General features: G+C 74.2%; 20 protein-coding genes. 2 read left to right on the forward strand and 18 right to left on the reverse strand.

Annotated elements, in window-relative coordinates; genetic code table 11:
* Window positions 1-58: 58 nt before the first annotated feature.
* Genes IEW03_RS18265 through IEW03_RS18275 form a run of 3 tightly spaced genes read right to left on the reverse strand, consistent with a single transcriptional unit; the run spans window position 59 to window position 2,717 of the window.
* Window positions 59-1,096, reverse strand: a complete 1,038-nt coding sequence (locus IEW03_RS18265; RefSeq protein ID WP_188525148.1) for an NAD(P)/FAD-dependent oxidoreductase — start codon at window positions 1,094-1,096, stop codon at window positions 59-61.
* Window positions 1,096-1,635: an isoprenylcysteine carboxyl methyltransferase family protein gene (locus tag IEW03_RS18270; protein WP_188525149.1), complete on the reverse strand. Its 540-nt coding sequence runs from the start codon at window positions 1,633-1,635 to the stop codon at window positions 1,096-1,098. The genes IEW03_RS18265 and IEW03_RS18270 overlap by 1 nt, the downstream gene beginning before the upstream one ends.
* Window positions 1,636-1,643: 8 nt before the next feature.
* Window positions 1,644-2,717, reverse strand: a complete 1,074-nt coding sequence (locus IEW03_RS18275) for a type III polyketide synthase (protein WP_188525150.1) — start codon at window positions 2,715-2,717, stop codon at window positions 1,644-1,646.
* Window positions 2,718-2,897: 180 nt separating this feature from the next.
* Between IEW03_RS18275 and IEW03_RS18280 the strand changes: the two genes are divergently transcribed.
* The gene (locus IEW03_RS18280) at window positions 2,898-3,752 is read left to right on the forward strand and encodes a UbiA family prenyltransferase (RefSeq protein ID WP_229738425.1); all 855 of its coding nucleotides are present in this window, start codon (window positions 2,898-2,900) and stop codon (window positions 3,750-3,752) included.
* A 22-nt stretch (window positions 3,753-3,774) separates the two neighbouring features.
* On the opposite strand, the gene IEW03_RS18285 is transcribed toward IEW03_RS18280, so the two are convergent.
* Together IEW03_RS18285 and IEW03_RS18290 are read right to left on the reverse strand one after the other, a co-directional pair.
* Window positions 3,775-4,719 (reverse strand): polyprenyl synthetase family protein, encoded by a 945-nt coding sequence (locus IEW03_RS18285; protein ID WP_188525216.1) that lies wholly within the window; start codon window positions 4,717-4,719, stop codon window positions 3,775-3,777.
* A 182-nt stretch (window positions 4,720-4,901) separates the two neighbouring features.
* Complete coding sequence (locus IEW03_RS18290) at window positions 4,902-5,528, reverse strand: TetR/AcrR family transcriptional regulator (RefSeq protein WP_188525151.1); 627 nt, start codon at window positions 5,526-5,528, stop codon at window positions 4,902-4,904.
* Between the two features lie 37 nt (window positions 5,529-5,565).
* Between IEW03_RS18290 and IEW03_RS18295 the strand changes: the two genes are divergently transcribed.
* Complete coding sequence (locus tag IEW03_RS18295) at window positions 5,566-6,075, forward strand: DUF1453 domain-containing protein (RefSeq protein ID WP_188525152.1); 510 nt, start codon at window positions 5,566-5,568, stop codon at window positions 6,073-6,075.
* 2 nt (window positions 6,076-6,077) lie between these two features.
* Here IEW03_RS18295 and nuoN read toward each other — a convergent pair whose 3' ends face one another.
* The 13 genes from nuoN to IEW03_RS18360 are packed head-to-tail and all read right to left on the reverse strand — an operon-like array spanning window position 6,078 to window position 22,286.
* Window positions 6,078-7,847 carry an NADH-quinone oxidoreductase subunit NuoN gene (gene nuoN, locus IEW03_RS18300; RefSeq protein ID WP_188525153.1) on the reverse strand — a complete coding sequence of 590 codons (1,770 nt, stop codon included), beginning with the start codon at window positions 7,845-7,847 and terminating at the stop codon, window positions 6,078-6,080.
* Complete coding sequence (locus tag IEW03_RS18305) at window positions 7,844-9,478, reverse strand: NADH-quinone oxidoreductase subunit M (RefSeq protein ID WP_188525217.1); 1,635 nt, start codon at window positions 9,476-9,478, stop codon at window positions 7,844-7,846. Before IEW03_RS18305 ends, nuoN begins: the two co-directional genes overlap by 4 nt.
* 25 nt (window positions 9,479-9,503) lie before the next feature.
* On the reverse strand, window positions 9,504-11,444 hold the full coding sequence (gene nuoL / locus IEW03_RS18310) for an NADH-quinone oxidoreductase subunit L (RefSeq protein ID WP_188525218.1): 1,941 nt from the start codon (window positions 11,442-11,444) through the stop codon (window positions 9,504-9,506).
* Between the two features lie 22 nt (window positions 11,445-11,466).
* Window positions 11,467-11,766: an NADH-quinone oxidoreductase subunit NuoK gene (gene nuoK, locus IEW03_RS18315; RefSeq protein WP_188525154.1), complete on the reverse strand. Its 300-nt coding sequence runs from the start codon at window positions 11,764-11,766 to the stop codon at window positions 11,467-11,469.
* Entirely contained in the window at window positions 11,766-12,665 is a 900-nt protein-coding gene (locus IEW03_RS18320; protein WP_188525155.1) for an NADH-quinone oxidoreductase subunit J, read from the reverse strand. Before IEW03_RS18320 ends, nuoK begins: the two co-directional genes overlap by 1 nt.
* A complete protein-coding gene (nuoI, locus tag IEW03_RS18325; protein ID WP_188525156.1) occupies window positions 12,662-13,414 on the reverse strand; it encodes an NADH-quinone oxidoreductase subunit NuoI in 753 nt (250 codons plus the stop codon). Before nuoI ends, IEW03_RS18320 begins: the two co-directional genes overlap by 4 nt.
* On the reverse strand, window positions 13,411-14,736 hold the full coding sequence (gene nuoH, locus IEW03_RS18330; RefSeq protein WP_188525157.1) for an NADH-quinone oxidoreductase subunit NuoH: 1,326 nt from the start codon (window positions 14,734-14,736) through the stop codon (window positions 13,411-13,413). Before nuoH ends, nuoI begins: the two co-directional genes overlap by 4 nt.
* Window positions 14,733-17,366, reverse strand: coding sequence for an NADH-quinone oxidoreductase subunit G (locus IEW03_RS18335; RefSeq protein WP_188525158.1), 2,634 nt, complete (start codon window positions 17,364-17,366; stop codon window positions 14,733-14,735). The genes nuoH and IEW03_RS18335 overlap by 4 nt, the downstream gene beginning before the upstream one ends.
* Entirely contained in the window at window positions 17,366-18,700 is a 1,335-nt protein-coding gene (nuoF, locus tag IEW03_RS18340) for an NADH-quinone oxidoreductase subunit NuoF (RefSeq protein ID WP_188525159.1), read from the reverse strand. The genes IEW03_RS18335 and nuoF overlap by 1 nt, the downstream gene beginning before the upstream one ends.
* Window positions 18,693-19,592, reverse strand: coding sequence for an NADH-quinone oxidoreductase subunit NuoE (gene nuoE, locus IEW03_RS18345; RefSeq protein WP_188525160.1), 900 nt, complete (start codon window positions 19,590-19,592; stop codon window positions 18,693-18,695). Before nuoE ends, nuoF begins: the two co-directional genes overlap by 8 nt.
* A complete protein-coding gene (locus IEW03_RS18350; RefSeq protein WP_188525161.1) occupies window positions 19,589-20,932 on the reverse strand; it encodes an NADH-quinone oxidoreductase subunit D in 1,344 nt (447 codons plus the stop codon). The genes nuoE and IEW03_RS18350 overlap by 4 nt, the downstream gene beginning before the upstream one ends.
* On the reverse strand, window positions 20,929-21,738 hold the full coding sequence (locus IEW03_RS18355; RefSeq protein WP_188525162.1) for an NADH-quinone oxidoreductase subunit C: 810 nt from the start codon (window positions 21,736-21,738) through the stop codon (window positions 20,929-20,931). Before IEW03_RS18355 ends, IEW03_RS18350 begins: the two co-directional genes overlap by 4 nt.
* Window positions 21,735-22,286: a NuoB/complex I 20 kDa subunit family protein gene (locus tag IEW03_RS18360; RefSeq protein WP_188525163.1), complete on the reverse strand. Its 552-nt coding sequence runs from the start codon at window positions 22,284-22,286 to the stop codon at window positions 21,735-21,737. The genes IEW03_RS18355 and IEW03_RS18360 overlap by 4 nt, the downstream gene beginning before the upstream one ends.
* Window positions 22,287-22,350: the final 64 nt, after the last annotated feature.

Raw genomic sequence — 22,350 nt, forward strand, 5'->3', positions numbered from 1 at the left:
GGGATCCATGGATCTGCGGGGGTCGATTCTGATACAGCCCCGGATCGACCGGTCGGTCTCAGCGGGCGAGACGCTCCACCACGGCGCCGTACGTCCGCGGCAGCCGCGCCGCCGCGGGGACCACACCGCGGCGCAGCCGCGACGTCGCCGCGGCGACCAGCCCGCCGGTCAGCAGCCGGTAGTCACGGGTGGCGCGCGACCACGCCCGCTCGTACGCGGCGGCGTCCGTCAGGTGCGCGACGGCGGCCCGCGCCTGCGCCAGTCCGACCCGCAGCCCCTCCCCCGTCAGCGCGTCGACATACCCCGAGGCGTCGCCCACGAGGCGCACCCGACCGCGCGTGCGGGCCGTGCTGCGCACCCGCAGCGGCCCCGCACCGCGGACCGGTCCGTCCGGGGCCGCGCCCGCGAGGCGCACGGCGAGCTCGGGCAGCGTCGCGAGCTCGGTGTCGAAGTCCGTGCCGGGCGGGCCGAGCAGGGCGACCCCGACCAGGTCGTCGGCCACGGGCGTCACGTAGGCCTCGACCCGCGGGCCCCAGTGCACCTCCACCAGGTCGGTCCACGGCGCGACGCGGAAGTGCCGCCGCAGCCCGAACCTGCGGGGCCGGGCCCGGGTACCGCGACCCTGGTCGTCACGTGCCTCGAGCCCCGCTTCTCTGCGCACCCGCGAGTGCAGACCGTCGCAGGCCAGCAGCCAGCGCGCCCGCACCCCGGCGGTGGCGACGCCGTCGGCGTCCTCGACCAGCGGCCCCGCCCGGCGCGGCAGCACCACCGCGCCGGCCGCCGTCGCCGCGTCGTGCAGCGCGGCGTGCAGGAGGGTGCGCCGCACCCCGCGCCCGGGGCCGGCGGCGAAGAGGTGGTCCGCGACCCGGCCGTCCTGCCGGTAGGAGATCCCCCGCAGCGGCCACCCCGGCGCCTCGGCGCCCAGCCGCCGCACCGCGGCGAGGGTGCCCGGCATGAGCCCCTCGCCGCACGCCTTGTCGACCGGTGCCGTGCGCGGCTCCAGCACGACGACGTCGAGTCCCACCAGGCGGGCCTCGATCGCGGCCGCGAGCCCCACCGGGCCGCCCCCGACCACGAGGACGTCGGCGTCGGGCATCAGGCCGTCCCGGCCTCGCGGCCCGGACCGACGGCGAGCCGCAGCGCACGCTCCTCCGCCGGGATCCGGAAGCCGAGCAGCAGCCAGGCGTTCAGGACCGTGAAGGTGACCGCCGTGACCCACGCGGTGTGCACCAGCGGCAGCGCGATCCCCTCGACGACCACGGCCACGTAGTTCGGGTGCGGCAGCCACCGGTACGGCCCGCGGCGCACCAGCGGGAGGCCGGGCACCACGATCACCCGGGTGTTCCACCGCGGGCCCAGCGTGGCGATGCACCACCAGCGCAGGCCCTGGCTGCCCAGCACCAGCGCGAGCATCGGCCAGCCGAGCCAGGGCAGGAACGGCCGGTCGGCGACCACCACCTCGACGACGCACGCCACCAGCAGGCCCGTGTGCAGCGCGACCATGGCCCCGAAATGCCCGCGCCCGGACTCCACGCCGCCGCGCGCGAACGACCAGCGGGCGTTGCGGGCCGAGACGACGAGCTCCGCCAGGCGCTCCAGCCCGGTCGCCAGCACCAGCGCCGCATACGCCAGCACGCCCGCGATCACGCCGCCGCCCCGCGCAGCAGCACGAGCTCGGCGGCCACGCCCGGGCCGAACGCCATCAGCACGGCCCAGCCGCCGGGCGGCGGGTCGCCGTCCGCCACCGTCGCGGCCAGCACGTGCAGCACGGACGACGACGACAGGTTGCCCTGCGCCGCGAGCGTCGCGCGGGTGCGCACCAGCGCGGCCTCGGGGAGCTCGAGCGCGTCGCGGACGGCGTCCACGATCTTCGGCCCGCCGGCGTGCACCACCCACGTGCCGACGTCGTCCGGCTCGAGCCCGTGCGCGGCGAGCAGGTCCTTGACGTCACCCGCGAGGTGCGCGCGCAGCAGACGCGGCAGCTCCGGCGACAGCACGATGCCGAACCCGGTGTCCCGCACGTCCCAGCCGAGGTGGGCGGCCGTGCCGGGGTAGAGCCGGCTGCGCGACCCCACCACCTCCGGCCCGGGCCGGCCCGCCGGCGGCGGGACGGCGTCGCCCGCGACGACCACCGCGGCGGCGCCGTCGCCGAAGAGCCCGGAGGACACGAGGTTCGCGGTCGAGCCGTCGTCGCGCTGGAAGGTGAGCGAGCACAGCTCGACGGACAGCAGCAGCGCGACCCGGTCCGGGTGGCCCGCCAGGTGGTCGTGCAGGAGGGCGAGCCCCGCGGCCCCGCCCGCGCAGCCGAGCCCGAACGACGGGATCCGCCGCACGTCCTGCCGCAGCCCGAGCCGGGACACCAGGCCCGCGTCGATCGACGGCGCCCCGACGCCGGTCACCGACGTGAAGAACACCAGGTCGACGTCCTGCGGCGCGACGCCCGCCGCCGCCAGCGCCCGGGCGCACGCCCGCTCGGCGAGCACGGTGCCCTCGCGGGCGAAGTGCGCGTTGGCGTCCGCGAACCCCGTGAGGCCCGCGTACTGCTCGAGCGGCAGCGCCAGGTGGCGGGTGCGCACCCCCGAGCCGGCGTGCAGGCGACGGGCCAGTGCGCGCCGCGGCCCGGCCGGCGCGAGCAGGGGCGCGATGACGTCGGCGATCTGCTCCTGCGGGTGCGCGTCGCCCGGGAGCACCGGGGCGACGGCGAGGACTCGCGACATGCTTCGCATCGTGGCACCCGGACCACCTCCCCGCGCGGGGGCGCCCTTCCGCCCGACCTGTCGCACCCCTCCCGCCTCACCAGCGGCGCCCTTCCTGCCCGGCCCGTCGCCCGCCCGGCCGACGTCGTGACGACGCTCCCGACCACGCCGACCACCCGTCCGGCGCGTAGGTTGCGGAGGGTGAGCAGGACGACGACGGCGGGCCGGGTGCGCGGGATGCTCGCGGCCACGCACCCCGCCCCCGCGGCCGTCGTCACGGCGCTGGCGCTGGTCTTCGCCGTCGGGGTCGCGCTCCCCGCCGGGCGTGCCGTGCTGGTCACGGCGGCCGTGGCGGCGGGCCAGCTCTCGGTGGGGTGGAGCAACGACTGGCTCGACGCCGCACGCGACCGCAGGGTCGGCCGCGCGGACAAGCCGACCGTGACGGGCGTCGTCACCCCGCGGATGCTGCGCACGGGCGCACTCACCGCCCTCGCGGTGTGCGTGGTCCTGTCGCTCGCGACCGGCGTCGTGGCCGGGCTGCTGCACCTCGCTGCGGTCGCGAGCGCCTGGTCGTACAACGCGTGGCTCAAGGCGACGCCGCTGTCGTGGCTGCCCTACGCCGCGGGCTTCGGGCTGCTGCCCGCCTTCGTCGTGGCGGCAACGGGCGACGGGCGGATGGTGGCGGGCTGGACCGTGGGCGCCGCCGCGCTGCTCGGCGTCGGCGCGCACGTGGCCAACGTGCTGCCGGACCTCGAGGACGACCGCGCCACCGGGATCCGTGGCCTGCCGCACCGGCTCGGGAGACGCGCGTCGAGCGTGCTGGCGCCGCTGGTGCTCGCCGCGGGGTCGGTGGTGATCCTGGCCGGCCCGCCCGGCGCCGTCGCCCCCGTGTCCGCCGGGCTGACGGCCGGCGCGGTCCTGCTGGCGGTCGCCGCGGGCGTCGTGGGCATCCGCCTGACGCACAGCCGGGCGCCGTTCGGCCTCAGCATGGCGGTGGCGGCGCTGTGCGTGGTGCAGCTCGTCCTCGCGGCCGACGCGGTCGCCGTCGTCGGCTGACCGGACCGCCCGGGACGACCGGTCAAGCCGTGCGGTCGGCCAGGGCCTCGGCCAGGTCGCCCAGCGCCTGCCGGACCGACCCCTCGGGCAGCGGCGCGAGCTCGTCCGCAGCCTCCCGCGCCCACCGCCCCGCGAGGTCCCGCGTCTCGGCGAGCACGTCGTGCGCGCGCAGGTCGTCGACGACGGCCGCGAGCGCCGCGTCGTCGGACAGGTCGCCGTCGAGGCGGGCGACGAGCTCCGCGTCGACGGCCGTCCCCTCGCCGCGCGCCACGCGCTGGCGCAGCAGCAGCACGGGCATGGTGGGCACGTGCTCGCGGAGGTCGGTGCCCGGCGTCTTGCCGGACTCGTCGCCGCTGGACGCGATGTCGAGGACGTCGTCGGCGAGCTGGAACGCGACGCCGACCTTCTCCCCGTACGCGGCGACGGCGTCGAGCACGGCGTCGTCGCAGCCGCCGAACATCGCACCGAGGCGCGCCGACGTCGCGAGCAGGGACGCCGTCTTGTCGCTGAGCACTTGCAGGTAGTGCTCGACCGGGTCCTCGCCGTCGCGCGGGCCGATGGTCTCGTGCAGCTGGCCGAGGCACATGCGCTCGAACGTGCGCGACTGCAGCACCACGGCCTCCGGGCCGAGGCCGGCCACGAGCGCGGACGCGCGGGCGAACAGCAGGTCGCCCACGAGGATCGCGACCGAGTTGCCCCACACCGTGTGCGCGGCGGGCGCGCCGCGGCGCAGCGGCGCGGAGTCCATGACGTCGTCGTGGTACAGCGACGCGACCTGCGTCAGCTCGACGACGACGGCGGCGTCCACGAGCTCCGGGCGCGACCCGTCCCCCAGCTCCCCCGCGAGCAGCGTCAGCAGCGGGCGGAACCGCTTGCCGCCGGCGGACACCAGGTGGCGCGAGGCGTCGTCCGCGAGCGCGTCGGCCGAGGCCACCGCGGCTTCGAGCGCGGCGTCGACCCGCTCCATCCGCCCCGCGAGCCGGTCGGCGAGCGCGGGGTCGGTCAACGGGATCGCCGTGGGCAACGGCGAGTGCGGCGGGGGCCCCGACCCGGGGGCCGGCGCGGAAGGTGCACGAGTCACTGTCCGAACCTATCCGGCCGGGCCGGGGAACACGGAACCGAAACCGCCCGCGGGGCGCGTCGGTTCGCTCACGCCCGCAGTCCGGCGAGGTGGCTCGCGAGGACCGCGCGCGCCCGGTCCGGGGGCAGCAGCTCGGGGTGCAGCACCCCGCGCACGGTCAGCCCGTCGACGAGCGCCGACAGGCGCTGCTCCTCCAGGTCGAGGTCCAGCCCGGGCCGCAGCGAGCCGCGGGCGTGGGCGCCGTCGAGGACCCGGCGCACGAGCGCGGAGGTGCCGGCCACCGCCGCCGCTGACCGTTCCCGCAGCTCAGGGCGGGTCCGTGCCGCCGACTCGAAGGCGAGCCACACGGCCGCCTCGTCCCTGCGCTCGGTGTCGAGCGGGAGGAGCTCCGCCAGCAGGTCGACGACGGCGTCGATGGTGGCGGCGCCGGTCAGGTCCCCCCGCTCGAGCGCCGGGACGAGGGCGGAGGCCCGTTCGACCAGCCGCGCCGTCACCCGCTCGACCATCGCGTCGAGGGCGAACGCGACCAGGGCGTCGTGCCCGTCGAAGTAGTGTCGCACCGAGCCGACGGCGAGGCCCGCCTCGTCGGCGACGCGCCGCAGCGAGGCGCCCTCCAGGCCGGCACGGCGGACCACCCGGAACAGGGCGTCCACGACGTTCGCACGGCGACGGTCGGGGTCCACGATCTTCGGCACCCGGCCTTTCTAGCACAACCCTGCTACGTTATTTAGCATGACTGTGCTACAAACCTGGTGGCCCGTGCTCGTGGTCGTCGTCCTGGTGGTCGTCGTCGTGCGCCGGTTCCGCGGAGAGCCCGTCGACCTCAAGGACGCCGTCGTCGCCCCGGCGGTGCTGCTGTTCCTCGGCGGGCGCACCCTCCTGGACCTCGACCTGACGGGTACCGACGTGCTCTGGCTCGCGGTCACCGGCGCGGCCGGCGTCGCGCTGGGCGGGGTGCGCGGCACGACCACCCGGATCAGCGGCCCGCCGGAGCGCCTCGTGCAGCGCTACACGGGGCGCACCCTCGTCGTCTGGGTCGCCTCCCTGGTCGTCGGCGGCACGCTCGGAGGGCTCGCGGCGTTCGCCGGGATGCAGGCCGAGGCGCGTCCCGTCACCCTGAGCATCGGGCTCAGCCTGCTCGGGGAGTCCGCGGTGCTCCTGTGGCGCGCCCACCGGGCCGGCGCCGACGTCGTGGGGCTGCTCCGCCCCGACGACGCCGCGGCCCGGCCCGGCGCACGCTGAGCTCAGAAGCGGAACTGCCCCGCCTGCGCGGCGAGGTCCAGGACCGCCGCCGGGAAGACGCCGAGCAGCAGCACACCGGCGGCGCACAGCGCGATCGCCACGGCCGCCGGACCCCGCGAACCCACCACGGTGACGACCGTGCGCACCACGACGGTGCGCGTCGCGGTCCCGGTGAGCGTCGCCGTCACACCGCTCGGCTCCGCCCCCGCCCCGTCGAGGCCGTCGTCGGGCGCCGCGGTTCCGCCCGACGAGGATCCCGACGACGAACCTGCCGCCGACGCGTCGTCGGCAGGCGGCGTGAGCACCATCAGCACGATGATCCGCACGTAGAAGAAGACCGAGACGGCGGACGCGAGCACGCCCAGCAGCGCGAGCGGCCACGCCCCGGCCTCGACCGCGGCGGAGAAGACCCCGAACTTGGCGATGAACCCGGCGGTCAGCGGGATCCCCGCCATCGACAGCAGGAACAGGCAGAACGCCGCGGTCAGCCACGGCGCACGACGGCCGATGCCCGCCCACTGGGCGAGCCGTGTCGCCTCGCCGAGCACCACGCCGTCGTCGTCGTCGGCCGCACCCTCGCCGGGGCCGCGCGTCACCGTCCGCTCGCGCACGAGCGTCACCACGGCGAACGCCCCGACCGTAGCCAGGCCGTAGGCCAGCAGGTAGAAGACCAGCGCCCGCGAGCTCACCTCGTCGAGGCCGACGGTCCCGACCAGCAGGAAGCCCGCGTGCGCGATCGACGAGTACGCCAGGAGCCGCTTGATGTCCGTCTGCACGGCCCCGGCGACGGTGCCGATCAGCATCGTGAGGATCGCGACCACCCACAGGGCCACCTCGACATCATGCCGCGCGTCGGCGTCCAGCCCGGCCGCGAGCGTGAAGACCACACGCACGAGCGCACCCACCGCGGCCGCCTTGGTGCACGCCGCCATGAACCCCGTGATGGGCGTGGGCGCGCCCTGGTAGACGTCGGGCGTCCACGTGTGGAACGGGGCCGCGCCGACCTTGAACAGCAGCCCGGCCATCACCAGCAGCAGGCCGACCACCACCAGGCCCGGCATCGTCCCGAGCGGGGAGACCGACGGCTCCGCCAGCACGGCCACCACGTTCTCGAGCCGCACCGACCCGGAGAACCCGTAGACCAGCGCCACCCCGAAGATGAACAGCGCGGAGGCGAACGCCCCCAGCACGAAGTACTTGAACGCCGCCTCCTGGCTCAGCAGCCGGCGCCGGCGCGCCGTCGCGCACAGCACGTACAGCGGCAGCGACAGGACCTCCAGCGCCACGAACATCACGATGAGGTCGTCGGTCGCGGGGAAGAGCAGCATTCCGCCGGTCGCGAAGAGCAGCAGGGGGAAGATCTCGGTCTGCTGCAGCCCCGCCCGGCGGGTCTCGTCCTCGTAGACGGTGCCCGGCACCGCGGCCGCGGCGGGCGCGAAGGCGTCCTGTCCGGTGGTGGTGCGCTCGGCGACGACGAGGACGCCCAGCAGCGCGCACAGGGCGACGACGGCCTGGACGCCCAGCCCGAACGGCGTGAGCACGTACGAGCCGTTCACCACGGCGACCGAGCCGTCCTGCACGCGGTCCCACAGGAGGCCGACGGCGACGAGCGACCCGGCCAGCGCGCCGAGGGCGAGCACGAGCTGCGTCGTGCGCCGGACCCGGTCCGGCAGGAACGCCTCGAGGAGCACCCCGAGCACCCCCGCGCCCAGCACGATCAGCACCGGCGAGACGGCGGCCCAGTCGATGACCGGTGCGACGAAGTCGTTCACAGCGCGCTCCCCTCGGTCGTGGCGGCCGCAGGCTCGCCCAGCGTGTCGATCACCGGCGGCGGGTCGGTCTCGTCCACGAGCTCGACCGCCACCTCGCCCGGGGCGCGGACGTAGTCGAGCACCGGCCCGGGCGCGACGCCCAGCACCACGAGCGCGGCGACGAGGACCCCGGCCACGGTCTTCTCGCGGCCGTCGAGGTCGCGCGCCCCGGCCAGCTCGCCGGCGACCGGCCCGGTGAACATCCGCTGGTAGGTCAGCAGCACGTAGACGGCGGCCAGCACGACGGCCGGCACCGCCACGAGCACGGCCACGGGCCAGCGGGCGAACGACCCGAGGAAGACCATGACCTCGGAGACGAACGTCGCCAGACCGGGCAGGGCCGCTGCCGACAGGCCCGCGACGAGGAACGTGCCGCCCAGGACCGGCGCCACCGCACGCAGGCCGCCGAAGTCGGCGATCTCCTGGCTGCGGCGCGGGTGCCGCGCGATCGCGAAGCCGGCGATGAGGAACAGCGCCCCGGTGGAGATGCCGTGGTTGAGCATCATCAGGCCCGAGCCGGCGGTGCCGAGCGACGTGAACGTGAAGATGCCCAGGATGATGAACCCGAAGTGCGACACCGACGTATAGCCGACCAGGCGCAGCAGGTCCTTCTGCCCGATGGCGAGGATCGCCCCGTACAGGATCGAGACCACGGCCAGTACGACGACGAACGGGGCCGCCCACCGGCTCGCCCCCGGGAACAGGGGCAGGCACAGGGTGAGCATCCCGAACGTGCCCACCTTGTCCAGGACGCAGATCAGCAGGGTGGACGTGCCCGGCGTGGCGTTCCCCGCGACGTCCGGCAGCCAGGTGTGCACCGGGAACATGGGCGCCTTGATCGCGAACGCGAGGAAGAACGCGGCGAACATCAGCTTCTCGGCCGTGGGGTCGAGCGCCAGCCCGGTGAGGTTGCTGGTGAGGAACGCGTCGGCGGGGCGCAGGCCCGTGGCGGCGTCGACCGGCACCTGCAGGTACAGGGCCACGACGCCCACCAGCATGACCAGCCCGCCGGCGAGCGAGAACAGCAGGAACTTCACCGCCGCGTACCGGCGCTGCGCGCCCTGCCCGAACCCGCCGATGAGGAAGTAGGCGGGGATGAGCATGGCCTCGAACAGCACGTAGAAGAGGAAGACGTCCCGCGCCGCGAAGACGGCCACCATGAACGCCTCCAGCACGAGCACCGTCGCCAGGTAGCGGCGCAGCTTCGCGTGGTCGCCGCCCTGCTCGCGCCACGCCGCGAGGATCACCAGCGGCACCAGGGCGACCGACAGCGCGACCAACAGCAGCCCCACGCCGTCGACGCCGACGGCGTAGCTGGCACCGAGCGCCGGGATCCAGGCGTGGGTCTCGGTGAGCTGGTGCTCGCCGGCCGCGCCGGTGTCGAAGGCGGCGAACGCCCCGACGAGCAGCGCGACCTCGACCAGCGCGCCGACGAGCGCGACCGTGCGCGCGGCGCCGGCGCCGAACCGCCCTCGGCCGGTGACCGGACCGCCGGCCGGGCGGCCGCGACCCGCCCCGGTGAGCGCCGTCGCGGCGGCCGCCACCAGGGGCCACACGATGAGGACCGTGAGCCAGGGGAACCCTGTGGACATCGTCATCCTTTCCGTCCTCGGCCGATCAGTTCGCCAGCAGCCAGACGACCAGGGCGACCACGCCCAGGCCGCCCAGCATCGTGGCCGCGTAGGAGCGCACGTACCCGTTCTGCAGGCCGCGCAGCCTGGTGCCCAGCCGCCCGATGGCGCCGGCCAGGCCGAGCCAGCCGGCGTCGACCACCGTGCGGTCGCCGTACACCAGCGAGCGCGTGAGGTACTGCCCCGGCCGCATGACCACGGCCTCGTTGACGTCGTCCTGGTGCAGGTCGACGCGCGCGGCACGCACGAGGACGGACGCCGGCGGCGGCGTCACGGGCACGGCCGCGACGGCGTACTGCCGGAACGCGAGCACCACGCCGAGGGCGACCAGCAGCAGCGTCAGCGTGATCAGCAGCCAGACCGGCAGCACCGGTTCGTGGTGCTCCACGTGCCCGGTGACCGGCTCCAGCCAGGTGACGAAGCCGTCCCCGACGGCGAGCAGCCCGCCGAGCGCCACCGACCCCACCGCGAGCACGATCATCGGCCACGTCATCAGCGCCGGGGACTCGTGCGGGTGGCGCACGGGTGCGCCGTCGTCACGCTGCCGGTCGTCGGGCCCGCCGTCACGCCAGCGTCGCCGGCCCATGAACGTCATGAAGAACAGCCGCGACATGTAGTACGCGGTGATCCCGGCGCCGAGCAGGGCCACCGTCCCGAAGACCCACGGCCGCCAGCCCTCGCCGACGAACGCGGCCTCGATGATCTTGTCCTTCGACCAGAACCCGGAGAACGGCGGGACCCCGAGGATCGCCAGCCAGCCCAGGCCCATGGTGATCGCCGTGACCGGCAGCAGCCGGGCGAGCCCGCCGAAGCGGCGCATGTTCACGTCGTCGTCCATCGCGTGCATCACCGAGCCGGCACCCAGGAACAGCCCCGCCTTGAAGAACCCGTGCGTGAGCAGGTGGAAGATCGCGAACGCGTACCCGACCGGTCCCAGCCCGGCGGCGAGCATCATGTAGCCGATCTGCGACATGGTGGAGGCGGCGAGCGCCTTCTTGATGTCGTCCTTGGCGGTACCGACGACGGCCCCGAACAGCAGGGTCAGCGCGCCGACGATCGCGACGACGAGCTGGGCGTCGGGCGCCGCCTCGAGCAGCGGGCCGGAGCGCACCAGCAGGTACACGCCGGCGGTGACCATCGTGGCCGCGTGGATGAGCGCCGACACCGGTGTGGGGCCTGCCATCGCGTCGCCGAGCCACGCCTGCAGCGGCAGCTGGGCGCTCTTGCCGCACGCCGCCAGCAGCAGCATCAGCCCGATCGCCGTCATCGTGCCCTGGCTGACGCCCGCCGCGGACCCGTCGCCCGCCGCACCGAGCACGGTGGAGAAGTCGACGGCGCCGAAGGTGGCGAGCATGAGCATCATCGCGACGATGAGCCCCATGTCGCCGACCCGGTTCATGACGAACGCCTTCTTGCCGGCCACCGCGTTCTCGCGCCTGCCGTCCCAGAAGCCGATGAGCAGGAACGAGGCGAGGCCCACGCCCTCCCAGCCCACGAAGAGCAGCAGGTAGGAGTCCGCGAGCACCAGCAGCAGCATGGCCGCGACGAACAGGTTGAGGTAGGCGAAGAACCGGCGCCGGTCGACGTCGTGGTCCATGTACGCCACGGAGTACACGTGGATGAGCGTGCCGACGAACGTCACGAGCATGACGAACGTCATCGACAGCGGGTCCACCTGGAAGCCGAGGTCCACGTGCAGCGGGCCGGCGTCGAGCCAGGTGCCCACCGTGTGCTGCGCGACGCGGGCGTCCGCCGGGGTGCCCAGCATGTCGAGCAGCATCACGAGGCCGACGACGAAGGTCGCGGCGCTGGCGAGGACGCCTAGCCAGTGGCCCCAGCGGTCGCTGCGGCGCCCGGCGAGCAGCAGCACGGCCGCCCCGAGCATCGGGGTCGCGACCAGCCAGGGGGCGAGGGAGAGGGTCTGCATCGTCATCGAAGTCGTGGGCCTCTCAGCTCTGCAGCAGGTTGACGTCGTCGACCGAGGCCGACCGGCGGGCACGGAAGATCATGATGATGATCGCGAGGCCGACCACGACCTCCGCGGCGGCCACCACCATGACGAAGAAGGCGAGCACCTGCCCCGTGAGGTCTCCGTGCATCCGGGCGAACGTGACGAACGCCAGGTTGGTGGCGTTGAGCATGAGCTCCACGCCCATGAACACGATGATCGCGTTGCGACGCAGCAGCACCGTCGCCGCCCCCAGGGCGAACAGGATCACCGCCAGCCCGAGGTAGTTGGTGATCTCCATCAGCGCCCCTCCTCGTCGGTGGCCGGGCCGTCTGGGGCCGGGCCGTCACTGTCCGGGCCGTCACTGTCCAGGCCCGTCGAGGTGCCCGACGAGGTGCCCGGCGGGTCGGCCTCGGCGGTGAGCAGGCCGGCCTCGGCGAGCTCGCGGCCGACGAGCGTCTCCTCGGCGGCGAGCACCGCGGTGGCCGACCGCTGCTGGCCGCGGATGCGCAGCACCCGTGGGACGGAGTGCTCCAGCGGCCGCCCGTCGGGCCCCAGCGCCGGCGTGTCCATGGCGTTGTTCTGGGCGTAGACGCCGGGCGCGGGCAGGGGCGTGATCGTCTTCCCCTCGGGCAGCGCCGCCACCTTCGCGGCCGCGAGCGCACGCTGCGTCGGCCGGGAGCTGAGCCGGCGCCGGTGGGTGAGCACCAGCCCCGCGAGCGCCGCGGTGACCAGCAGCACGCCGACCACCTCCATGGCCAGCACGTACTCCGAGAACATCAGGCGGGCGAGGGCGACCGGGTTGGTCACCGCGTTCGCCTCCGCCAGCCCGACGGCGGGCGGGAAGGCGGCGCGGGAGATCACCCCGAGCAGCACCACCGCGAGCCCGACGCCGAGCAGCACCCCGATCCACCGCTGGCCGCGGATGGTCTCGGTGAGCGAGTCGGCGGCGTCGATGCCCACGAGCATCAGCACGAAGAGGAACAGCATCATGACGGCGCCCGTGTAGACGACGACCTGCACGACGCCGAGGAACGGCGCCTCCTGCGCGACGTACAGGATCGCGAGGCAGACCATCACGAACATCACGCAGATCGCGGCGTGCACGGCCTTGCGTGCCACGAGCAGCCCCAGCGACGCCAGGACCATCAGCGGCGCCAGCACCCAGAACAGGGCGGCCTCGCCGCCCGTCGCGGTCACCGGTCACCCCCGACGTGCCCGCCGGTCGCGGCCTCCCGGGTGGCGACGGCGGCCTTGGTGGCGCTGCCGCGCAGCCGGTGCCGGCTCGGCACCGGCTCCGGCGCGTCGCCCGAGACCACCCGCACGGCCGAGTCGAGCGTGGGGTCGTCCTCGCGGTGCTCGCGGACCCAGTCGACCTGCGCCTGCGTCGGCGCGGCCACCTCGCCGCGGTAGTACTCCGTGTCGGTGGTCCCCTCGACCATCGGGTGCGGGGCGGCGAGCATGCCCTCGGCCAGCGGAGCGAGCAGGTCGGTCTTCTCGTAGATCATCCCGGCGCGGTCCGGCCCGGCGAGCTCGTAGTCGTTCGTCATCGTCAGCGCCCGCGTGGGGCACGCCTCGATGCAGAGCCCGCAGAAGATGCAGCGCAGGTAGTTGATCTGGTAGACGCGGCCGTACCGCTCCCCCGGCGACATGTGGCCGCCGTCGGGCAGGTCGGCGTTGTCGGCGCCCTCGACGTAGATCGCGTCGGCCGGGCACGCCCAGGCGCACAGCTCGCAGCCGATGCACTTCTCGAGCCCGTCGGCGTACCGGTTGAGCTGGTGGCGCCCGTGGTAGCGCCGCTGCGGCGCGGTCTTCTTGCGCGGGTACTGCTCGGTCACCGTGGGCCGGAACATCGACGAGAACGTCACGCCGAAGCCCGCCACGGGGGCGAACAGCTCGCCGAGCGGTCCCTTCTTCGGACGGAGCGGCTCGTACGGCTTGTCGGTCATCGCGTCTCCTCGGGTCGGTCGACGGCGGTGCTGTGGACGTGGCGGCGGGCGCGCGGCGACGGCGGCAGGGACTGGCCCGGCAGCGGCGGCACGGGGAAGCCGGCGGCGAACGCGTCGACGACCCCCGGTGCGGCGGGGTCGGCGTCCAGGGCCTCGGCGCGGCCGGCCTTCGCGCCCGCGTCCTTGCTGGGCCAGAACCACACCAGGGCGATGACCACCGCCGCGGCGACCAGCACGCCCACGACCAGCTGGGTGCGGGTCACGCCCGACAGGCCGAGGTACTGGAACACGCTCAGCACCACGACCCACCCGAGGGCGACCGGGATGAGCACCTTCCAGCCGAACTTCATGAACTGGTCGTAGCGCAGCCGCAGCAGGGTGCCGCGCACCCACACGAACACGAACATGACCGCCCAGAGCTTCACCAGGAACCACAGCACGGGCCACCAGCCCGTGTTGAGGGCGCCGTCGGCGATCGCGGACAGCGGCCACGGCGCGCGCCAGCCGCCGAGGAACAGGGTCGTGGCGACGGCCGAGACGTTGAGCATGTTGATGTACTCGGCCAGGAAGAACCAGGCGAACTTCATCGACGAGTACTCGGTCATGTACCCCGAGACCAGCTCGCCCTCCGCCTCCGGCAGGTCGAACGGCAGCCGGTTGGTCTCGCCGATCATCGAGATCACGTAGACCACGAACGCGGGCAGCAGCGGCAGGAACCACCAGATGCCGGCCTGCGAGGCCACGATCTGCGACGTCGACATCGAGCCCGCCATGATGAAGACGCTCACCAGCGAGAGGCCCATCGCCAGCTCGTAGGAGATGACCTGGGCCGTCGAGCGCACCGACCCCAGCAGCGGGTACGTGGAGCCGGAGGACCAGCCGCCCAGCACGATGCCGTAAACGCCCAGCGACGCGCAGGCCAGCACGTACAGCACGGCGACCGGGAAGTCGGTGAGCTGCGCCGGGGTCGTGTAGTCGGTGAAAGGGATCGTCACCTCGGGCCCGAACGGGATGACCGCGAAGACCAGCAGCGCGCAGAACACGGAGATCATCGGCGCCAGCAGGTAGACGACCTTGTCCGCCCGGGTGACGTTCACGTCCTCCTTGAGCAGCAGCTTCATCGCGTCCGCGAGCGACTGGAGCAGACCGAACGGGCCGTGCCAGTTGGGGCCCGGGCGCACCTGCATGCGCGCCACGACCTTGCGCTCGAACCAGATCGCGAACAGCACGCTGGTCAGCAGGAAGACGACGATGAGCACGGCCTTGATCGCCGACACCCAGAGCCAGTCGTTGCTGAAGTCGGCGGCGACCCCGGGGATCATGCGGCACCTCCGTCGTCGCTCGCGGCGGCCGCCGGGGCGACGCGCACCAGGTCGCCCGCGGCGGCGCCGAGGGCGTCGTGCACCCGGCTGCCGCGCGAGGCCAGCGGCAGCCACACCACGTGGTCGACCATCTCGGTGATCGCCACCGGGACGGTGATCGTGCCGCGGTCGGTGGACACGGCGACGCGGTCGCCGTCGTACACGTCGACGGCGGCGGCCGTGGCCGCCGACATCCGGGCGACCGGCTGCTTGGCCGTGCCGGCGAGGAACTGCTCGCCGTCCTGCAGCGCGCCGTCGTCGAGCAGCAGGTGCCAGGTCGCCAGGACGGCGGAGCCGGCCGGGACCTCGGGCGGCTCCACGGTCCCGTCGTCGGGCGCCGGGCCGCGCGCCCCGCCCCACGCGGGCAGGGCCGCGACGGCGCGGTGCGCGGCGAGCGGCTCGCCGGCGCCGAGGTCGACGTCGAGCTGGGCGGCGAGCGCGTCGAGCACGCGGTGGTCCGGCAGCGCCGCGGACTCCAGAGCCTGCCCGAACGACCGCACCCGGCCCTCCCAGTTCCAGTACGACCCGGCACGCTCGACGGGCGGCGCCACGGGGAGCACGACGTCGGCGAGCTCGGTCGCCTCGGTGCTGCGCACCTCCAGGGCGACGACGAACCCGGCCGCGGCGAGGGCACGCCGCGCGTGGTCGGGGTCGGGCAGGTCGGCGAGCTCCACCCCGCCGACGACCGCTCCCTCGAGCTGACCCAACCACAGCGCGTCGAGGATCTCGCCGGTGTCCCGGCCCGGCTCGGCCGGCAGGGCGTCGGGCTCGAGGCCCCACGCGGCCGCGACCTCGGCGCGTGCCGCGGCGTCGTCGACCGGCCGGCCGCCGGGCAGCAGCCCGGGAAGCAGCCCCGCCTCGACGCCGCCGCGCTCGCCCGCGCGGCGCGGGACCCAGGCCAGCCGTGCCCCGGTGGCGTCCGCCAGCCGCACGGCCGCGGCGTACGCGCCGGGCGAGGACGCGAGCCGCTCGCCCACCAGGACGACGGCGCCCGGCTGCCCGAGCGCCTCGGCCACGTCGCCGACGGTCTCGGCGTCCGCGGCAGCGGCGACGAGGTTCCCGACCGCGCGGTCGGCGAGCGTGCCGAGCCACTCGGCCTCGGTGCCGGGCGCAGCCGGCAGCAGGGTGCCGTCCAGCCGGGCCAGGCCGCGGCTCGCGAACGGCGCCACCGCGAAGACCCGCTGGCCGTGGGCGCGGACGGCCTTGCGCAGCCGCAGGAAGGTGACGCCCGCCTCCTCCTCGGCCTCGAGGCCCGCCAGCAGCACCGCGGGCGCAGCCTCCAGGTCGCCGAAGGTGACCCCGATCCCCGACCCCGCGACGGTGTGCGCGAGGAACGCCGCCTCCTGGGCCGAGTGGACCCGCGCCCGCTGGTCGACGTCGTGGGTGTGCAGCACGGCCCGGGCGAACCGCGACCACGCGAACGCGTCCTCGACGGTGAGCCGGCCACCGGGCAGCAGCCCGACGCCGGCGCCGTCGCGCGCCGCGGCCAGGCCCTCGGCCGCGAGCTCCAGCGCCTCGACCCACGACGCGGGCCGCAGCTCCCCGCGGGCCACGACGTTGCCGTCCTCGTCGAACCGGCGGTCGCGCACCAGCGGCGTCGTGATCCGGTCGGGGGCGGTCTGCCAGGTGAAGGCGAACCGGTCCTTGTCGGTGATCCACTCCTCGTTGACCGCCGCGTCCTCGCCGGACAGGCGCCGCAGGACGACGCCGCGCCGGTGGTCGACCCGGATCGCCGACCCGCAGGAGTCGTGCTCCGCGACGCCGGGCGTCGAGACCAGGTCGAAGGGGCGCGAGCGGAAGCGGTAGGCCGCGCTGGTGAGCGCCCCGACCGGGCAGATCTGCACCGTGTTGCCCGAGTAGTACGACGAGAACGGCTGCCCGGACGTGTCGGGCAGGGCCGTGCCGGCGGTGGGCTCGCCGGGCGCCGACGGCGGCGGCGCGAAGTCGAGCACCGACTCGTCGAAGCGGCCGATCTGCTGGCCGGCCCCCCGCTCCTGCAGCGCGATGAACGCGTCGCCCGCGATCTCCTCGCTGAAGCGGGTGCAGCGCTGGCACAGGATGCAGCGCTCCCGGTCCAGCAGGATCTGGGTGGACACCGCGATCGGCTTGGGGAACGTGCGCTTGACGTCCTCGAAGCGGGTCTCCGCGCGCCCGTTGCTCATCGCCTGGTTCTGCAGGGGGCACTCGCCGCCCTTGTCGCACACCGGGCAGTCGAGCGGGTGGTTCATGAGCAGCAGCTCCATGACCCCGTGCTGCGCCTTGTCCGCCACGGCCGACGTGCGCTGCGTCTTGACGACCATGCCCGGCGTGACCGTCATGGTGCACGACGCCTGCGGCTTCGGCATCGGCCGCACGTTGCCCTCGCGGTCGGGCATCGCGACCTCGACCAGGCACTGGCGGCACGCGCCGGCGGGCTCGAGGAGCGGGTGGTCGCAGAACCGGGGGATCTGGATGCCCACCTGCTCGGCCGCGCGGATGATCAGCGTGCCCTTCGGCACGGTGACCTCGACCTCGTCGATGGTCAGCGTGACCGTCTCGACGGGCTTGTCGACGCTGCCGCCCGCGGCCGGCCTGTCGGTGGTCGCCGTCATCAGTGACCTCCCACTCCGGCGAGCGCCGGGGTGTGCTTGGGGGTGTACGGGAACAGGGCGCTCGCGCTCGGGTCGAACGGGCAGCCCCGCCCGTCGATGTGCGCCTGGTACTCGTCGCGGAAGAGCTGGATGCTCGACGTCACGGGAGACGTCGCTCCGTCGCCCAGCGCGCAGAACGCGCGGCCGAGGATGTTGTCGCACAGGTCGAGCAGGAGGTCGATGTCGCGCTCCTCGCCCTGACCCGCCTCGATGCGGTGCAGCACCTGCTTGAGCCAGTACGTGCCCTCGCGGCACGGGGTGCACTTGCCGCAGGACTCGTGCGCGTAGAAGTCGGTCCACCGGCTCACCGCCCGCACGACGCACGTCGAGTCGTCGAAGATCTGCAGCGCGCGCGTGCCGAGCATCGACCCGGCCGCGCCGACGGACTCGTAGTCCAGCGGCGTGTCGAGGTGGTCGGCCGTGAAGATCGGGGTCGAGGACCCGCCGGGCGTCCAGAACTTCAGCTGGTGGCCCGCCCGCACGCCGCCCGCGAGGTCGAGCAGCTCGCGCAGCGTGATGCCGAGCGGGGCCTCGTACTGCCCCGGCCGGGTCACGTGCCCGGACAGCGAGAACAGCCCGTGGCCCTGCGACTTCGCCGTGCCCATGCCCGCGAACCAGTCGACGCCGCGGTCGAGGATCCCCGGCACGGACGCGATGGACTCCACGTTGTTGACCACCGTCGGTCGCGCGTACAGGCCCGCGACGGCGGGGAACGGCGGCTTCAGCCGCGGCTGGCCGCGCTTGCCCTCCAGCGAGTCGAGCAGAGCCGTCTCCTCCCCGCAGATGTACGCGCCGGCTCCCGCGTGCACGGTGACCTCGAGGTCGAAGCCCGACCCGCGGACGTCCTTGCCCAGGTAGCCGGCGTCGTAGGCCTCCTGCACGGCCGCCATGACCCGGCGGTAGACGTGCAGCACCTCCCCGCGGACGTAGATGAACGCGTGGTGGCAGCCGATGGCGTAGCTGGTGATGATCACGCCCTCGACGAGGTGCTGCGGACTCGCCATCATGAGCGGGATGTCCTTGCAGGTCCCCGGCTCCGACTCGTCCGCGTTGACCACGAGGTAGCGCGGCCCGCCGTCGGGCGGGGGCAGGAAGCCCCACTTCATCCCCGTCGGGAAGCCTGCGCCGCCGCGGCCGCGCAGGCCCGAGTCCTTGACCGCCTGCACGACGTCGCCCGGTTCCATCGCGAGCGCCTTGGTGAGGCCCGCGTAGCCTCCGGCGGCCTCGTACGCGGCGAGCGTCCACGAGCGTTCGGCGTCCCACGTGTCCGTGAGCACGGGCAGCAGCTCAGTCATCGACCTCGCCCTCCTTCTCCGGCTCGGGCTTCTTCTCCGGCTCGGGCTTCGCCGGTCCGCCGGACGGCGAGCGTCCCGGTGCGGCGTCGCCCGGCGCGGCCGGCTTGCGCTCGGCGCTCGACTGCGCGGTCCCCGTCTCGGGCGGCACCTCCGCGGGCTTCCCGCCACCGTCAGCGGGTGCGGGGCGCCGGCCGTCCTCCGGGCCGGCGGCGCCGTCCACCGAGGCGGCGGCCCGCGCCAGGCGCAGCCCCGCGAGGGTCGGTTCCCCCGCGCCCACGCCCTCGTCGGCGCGGCCGTCGGTGAAGCCCGCGAGCACCCGGCTCATCTGCTTGAACGAGCACACCGACGCCGCACCCCGCGTCGGGGCGACGTCCTGCCCGGCACGCAGCCGGTCGGCGAGCTCCGTGGCGGAGCCGGGCGTCTGGTTGTCGAAGAACTCCCAGTTGACCATCACGACGGGCGCGTAGTCGCAGGCGGCGTTGCACTCGACCCGCTCGAGCGTGATCGCGCCGTCGTCGGTGGTCTCGTCGTGCCCGACGCCGAGGTGGTCGCTCAGCTCGTCGAAGATCGCGTCGCCGCCCATGACGGCGCACAGCGTGTTGGTGCACACGCCGACCGTGTAGGTGCCGTTCGGGTGGCGCTTGTACTGGGTGTAGAAGGTCGCGACGGCGCTGACCTCCGCGGGCGTGAGCCCCAGCTGCTCGGCGCAGAACATGATCCCGTCGCGGCTCACGTAACCGTCCACGGACTGCACCAGGTGGAGCATCGGCAGCAGCCCGGAGCGCGGGTCGGGGTAGCGCGCCGTGATCGCGGCGGCGTCGGCGGTCAGGGACGCCAGCGTCTCGGCGTCGTACCGCGCCTGCGAGCGGGCGCTCGTCGGTTCTGCGGTCATCGGTCGACCCCTCCCAGCACCGGGTCCAGGGACGCGACCGCCACGACGACGTCCGCCACCTGGCCGCCCTCGCACATCATCGACACCGCCTGGAGGTTGTTGAACGACGGGTCGCGGAAGTGCGCCCGGTACGGCTTGGTGCCGCCGTCGGACACCGCGTGCACGCCGAGCTCCCCGCGCGGGTGCTCGACCGTCTGCCAGACCTGGCCGGCGGGGACCCGGAAGCCCTCGGTGACCAGCTTGAAGTGGTGGATCAGGGCCTCCATCGAGGTGCCCATGATGTGGCGGATGTGGTCCAGCGAGTTGCCCTGCCCGTCGGCGCCGACGGCGAGCTGCGCCGGCCACGCGATCTTCTTGTCCGCGACCATCACGGGAGCGCCCGCGGTGTCGCGCAGCCGCACGAGGCACTGCTCGACGATCCGCAGCGACTGGTAGCACTCCTCCAGCCGCAGCACCACGCGGGAGAAGCAGTCGGCGTCCGTCGACGTCGGGACGTCGAAGTCGTACGTCTCGTAGCCGGAGTACGGGAACGCCTTGCGCACGTCGTACGGCAGGCCGGCGGAGCGCAGCACCGGGCCGGTGACGCCGAGCGCCATGCAGCCGGCGAGGCTGAGCGCCCCCACCTCGGTGAGCCGCGCCTTGAAGATCGGGTTGGCGAGCATGAGGTCGCCGAGCTGACCGAGGTAGTGGCGGATCTTCGGCAGCGCGGCCCTGACCTGGTCCTCGAAGTCGTCGGGCACGTCCTGCGCCACGCCGCCGGGGCGCACGTACGCGTGGTTCATGCGCAGCCCCGTCACCGCCTCGAAGAGCCGCAGGATCTCCTCGCGCCCCGTGAACCCGACCGTCATGACCGTGGTCGCGCCCATCTCGTTGCCGCCCGTGCCGAGGCACACCAGGTGGGAGGCGACGCGGTTGAGCTCCATCATGAGGACGCGGATGATCGACGCCCGCTCGGGCACGTCGTCGGTGACGCCGAGCAGCCGCTCCGTCGCCAGGCAGAACGCCGTCTCCTGGAACAGGGGCGCGAGGTAGTCCATCCGGGTGCAGAACGTGGTGCCCTGCGTCCAGGTGCGAAACTCCATGTTCTTCTCGATGCCGGTGTGCAGGTAGCCGATGCCGCAGCGGGCCTCGGTGACCGTCTCGCCGTCGATCTCGAGCATGAGGCGCAGCACGCCGTGCGTGGACGGGTGCTGGGGGCCCATGTTGACGACGATGCGCTCCTCGCCGACGGCCTCGCGCGCGATCTCGTCCCAGTCGCCGCCGGACGCCTCGAACCCCGGGATCCCGGGGTCGAAGTCGTCGGTCGGCGGCCTCGTGGCGGTGAAGGCGGGTGCAGTCATGAGTACTGCCTCCTCGTGTCCGGCGGCGGCACCGTGGCGCCCTTGTACTCCACGGGGATGCCGCCGAGCGGGTAGTCCTTGCGCTGCGGGTGGCCGGGCCAGTCGTCCGGCATCTCGATCCGCGCGAGCCCGGGGTGGTCGTCGAAGACGATCCCGAAGAAGTCCCACGTCTCGCGCTCGTGCCAGTCGTTGGTGGGGTACACCGACGTCGTCGACGGCACGTGCGGGTCGGCGTCGGGGACGGCGACCTCGAGGCGCACCCGGCGCCCGTGGGTGACGGACGTCAGGTGGTAGACGGCGTGCAGCTCGCGGCCGACGTCCTGCGGGTAGTGCACGCCCGACACGCCGAGGCTGAGCTCGAAGCGCAGGTCCTGGTCGTCGCGCAGGGCCCGGCTCACCGCGACCAGGTGCTCGCGCGCCACGACCAGGGTGAGCTCGGCGTGCTCGTGCGGCGGGTCGGTCTGCGGGTCGACGACGACGCGCTCGACGGCGTCGTCGAACGCGACCCCCGCCTCGCCCAGCACCTCCGCGAGCACGTCCACCGCCTCGTCGAACCAGCCGCCGTAGGGCCGCGACGCGGCGCCCGGCAGCGCGACGGGCTGCACGAGCCCGCCGTAGCCCGAGGTGTCGCCCGAGCCGTCCACGCCGAACATCCCGCGGCGCACGTCGACCACCTCGGGGCCGTGGCCGGCCCGGCCGGCCTGGTCGCTGCCGGACACGACCTCGTCGGCCCGGGGACCGGCGACCTCCGCCGGCTGCGGCACGGGCCTGTCCGCGCCCGCGCCGCCCGTCGTGCCGTCCGTCATCGCAGCAGCCCCTTGAGCTCGAACGTCGGCGTGGCCTCCAGCGCGGCCGCCTCGGCGGCCGCGGCCGCCTCCCTGCGGTTCACGCCCAGCGGCGCGTCCTGGATCTGCTGGTGCAGCGCCAGGATCGCGTTGATGAGCATCTCGGGACGGGGCGGGCAGCCGGGCAGGTAGATGTCCACCGGCAGGATGTGGTCGACGCCCTGCACGATCGCGTAGTTGTTGAACATCCCGCCGCTCGACGCGCACACGCCCATCGAGAGCACCCACTTGGGCTCGCTCATCTGGTCGTAGACCTGCCGCACGACCGGGGCCATCTTCTGGCTCACGCGCCCCGCGACGATCATGAGGTCCGCCTGACGCGGCGACGCGCGGAAGACCTCCATGCCGAACCGGGACAGGTCGAACCGCGACGCACCGGCCGCCATCATCTCGATCGCACAGCACGCCAGGCCGAACGTGACCGGCCAGACCGACGCCTTGCGCAGGTAGCCGGCCAGGTCTTCGATCGTCGTCAGCAGGAAACCCGAAGGCGACTCCTCGAGCCCCATGTTCCCTCCTCCCTGTCCAGGAGGTGCCGGTCGTGCCGGCACCGTTGCCGTCCTTACCGTTCGG

Source organism: Isoptericola cucumis (assembly GCF_014635665.1).
In the GTDB taxonomy this organism is placed as follows: Bacteria; Actinomycetota; Actinomycetes; order Actinomycetales; family Cellulomonadaceae; genus Isoptericola; species Isoptericola cucumis.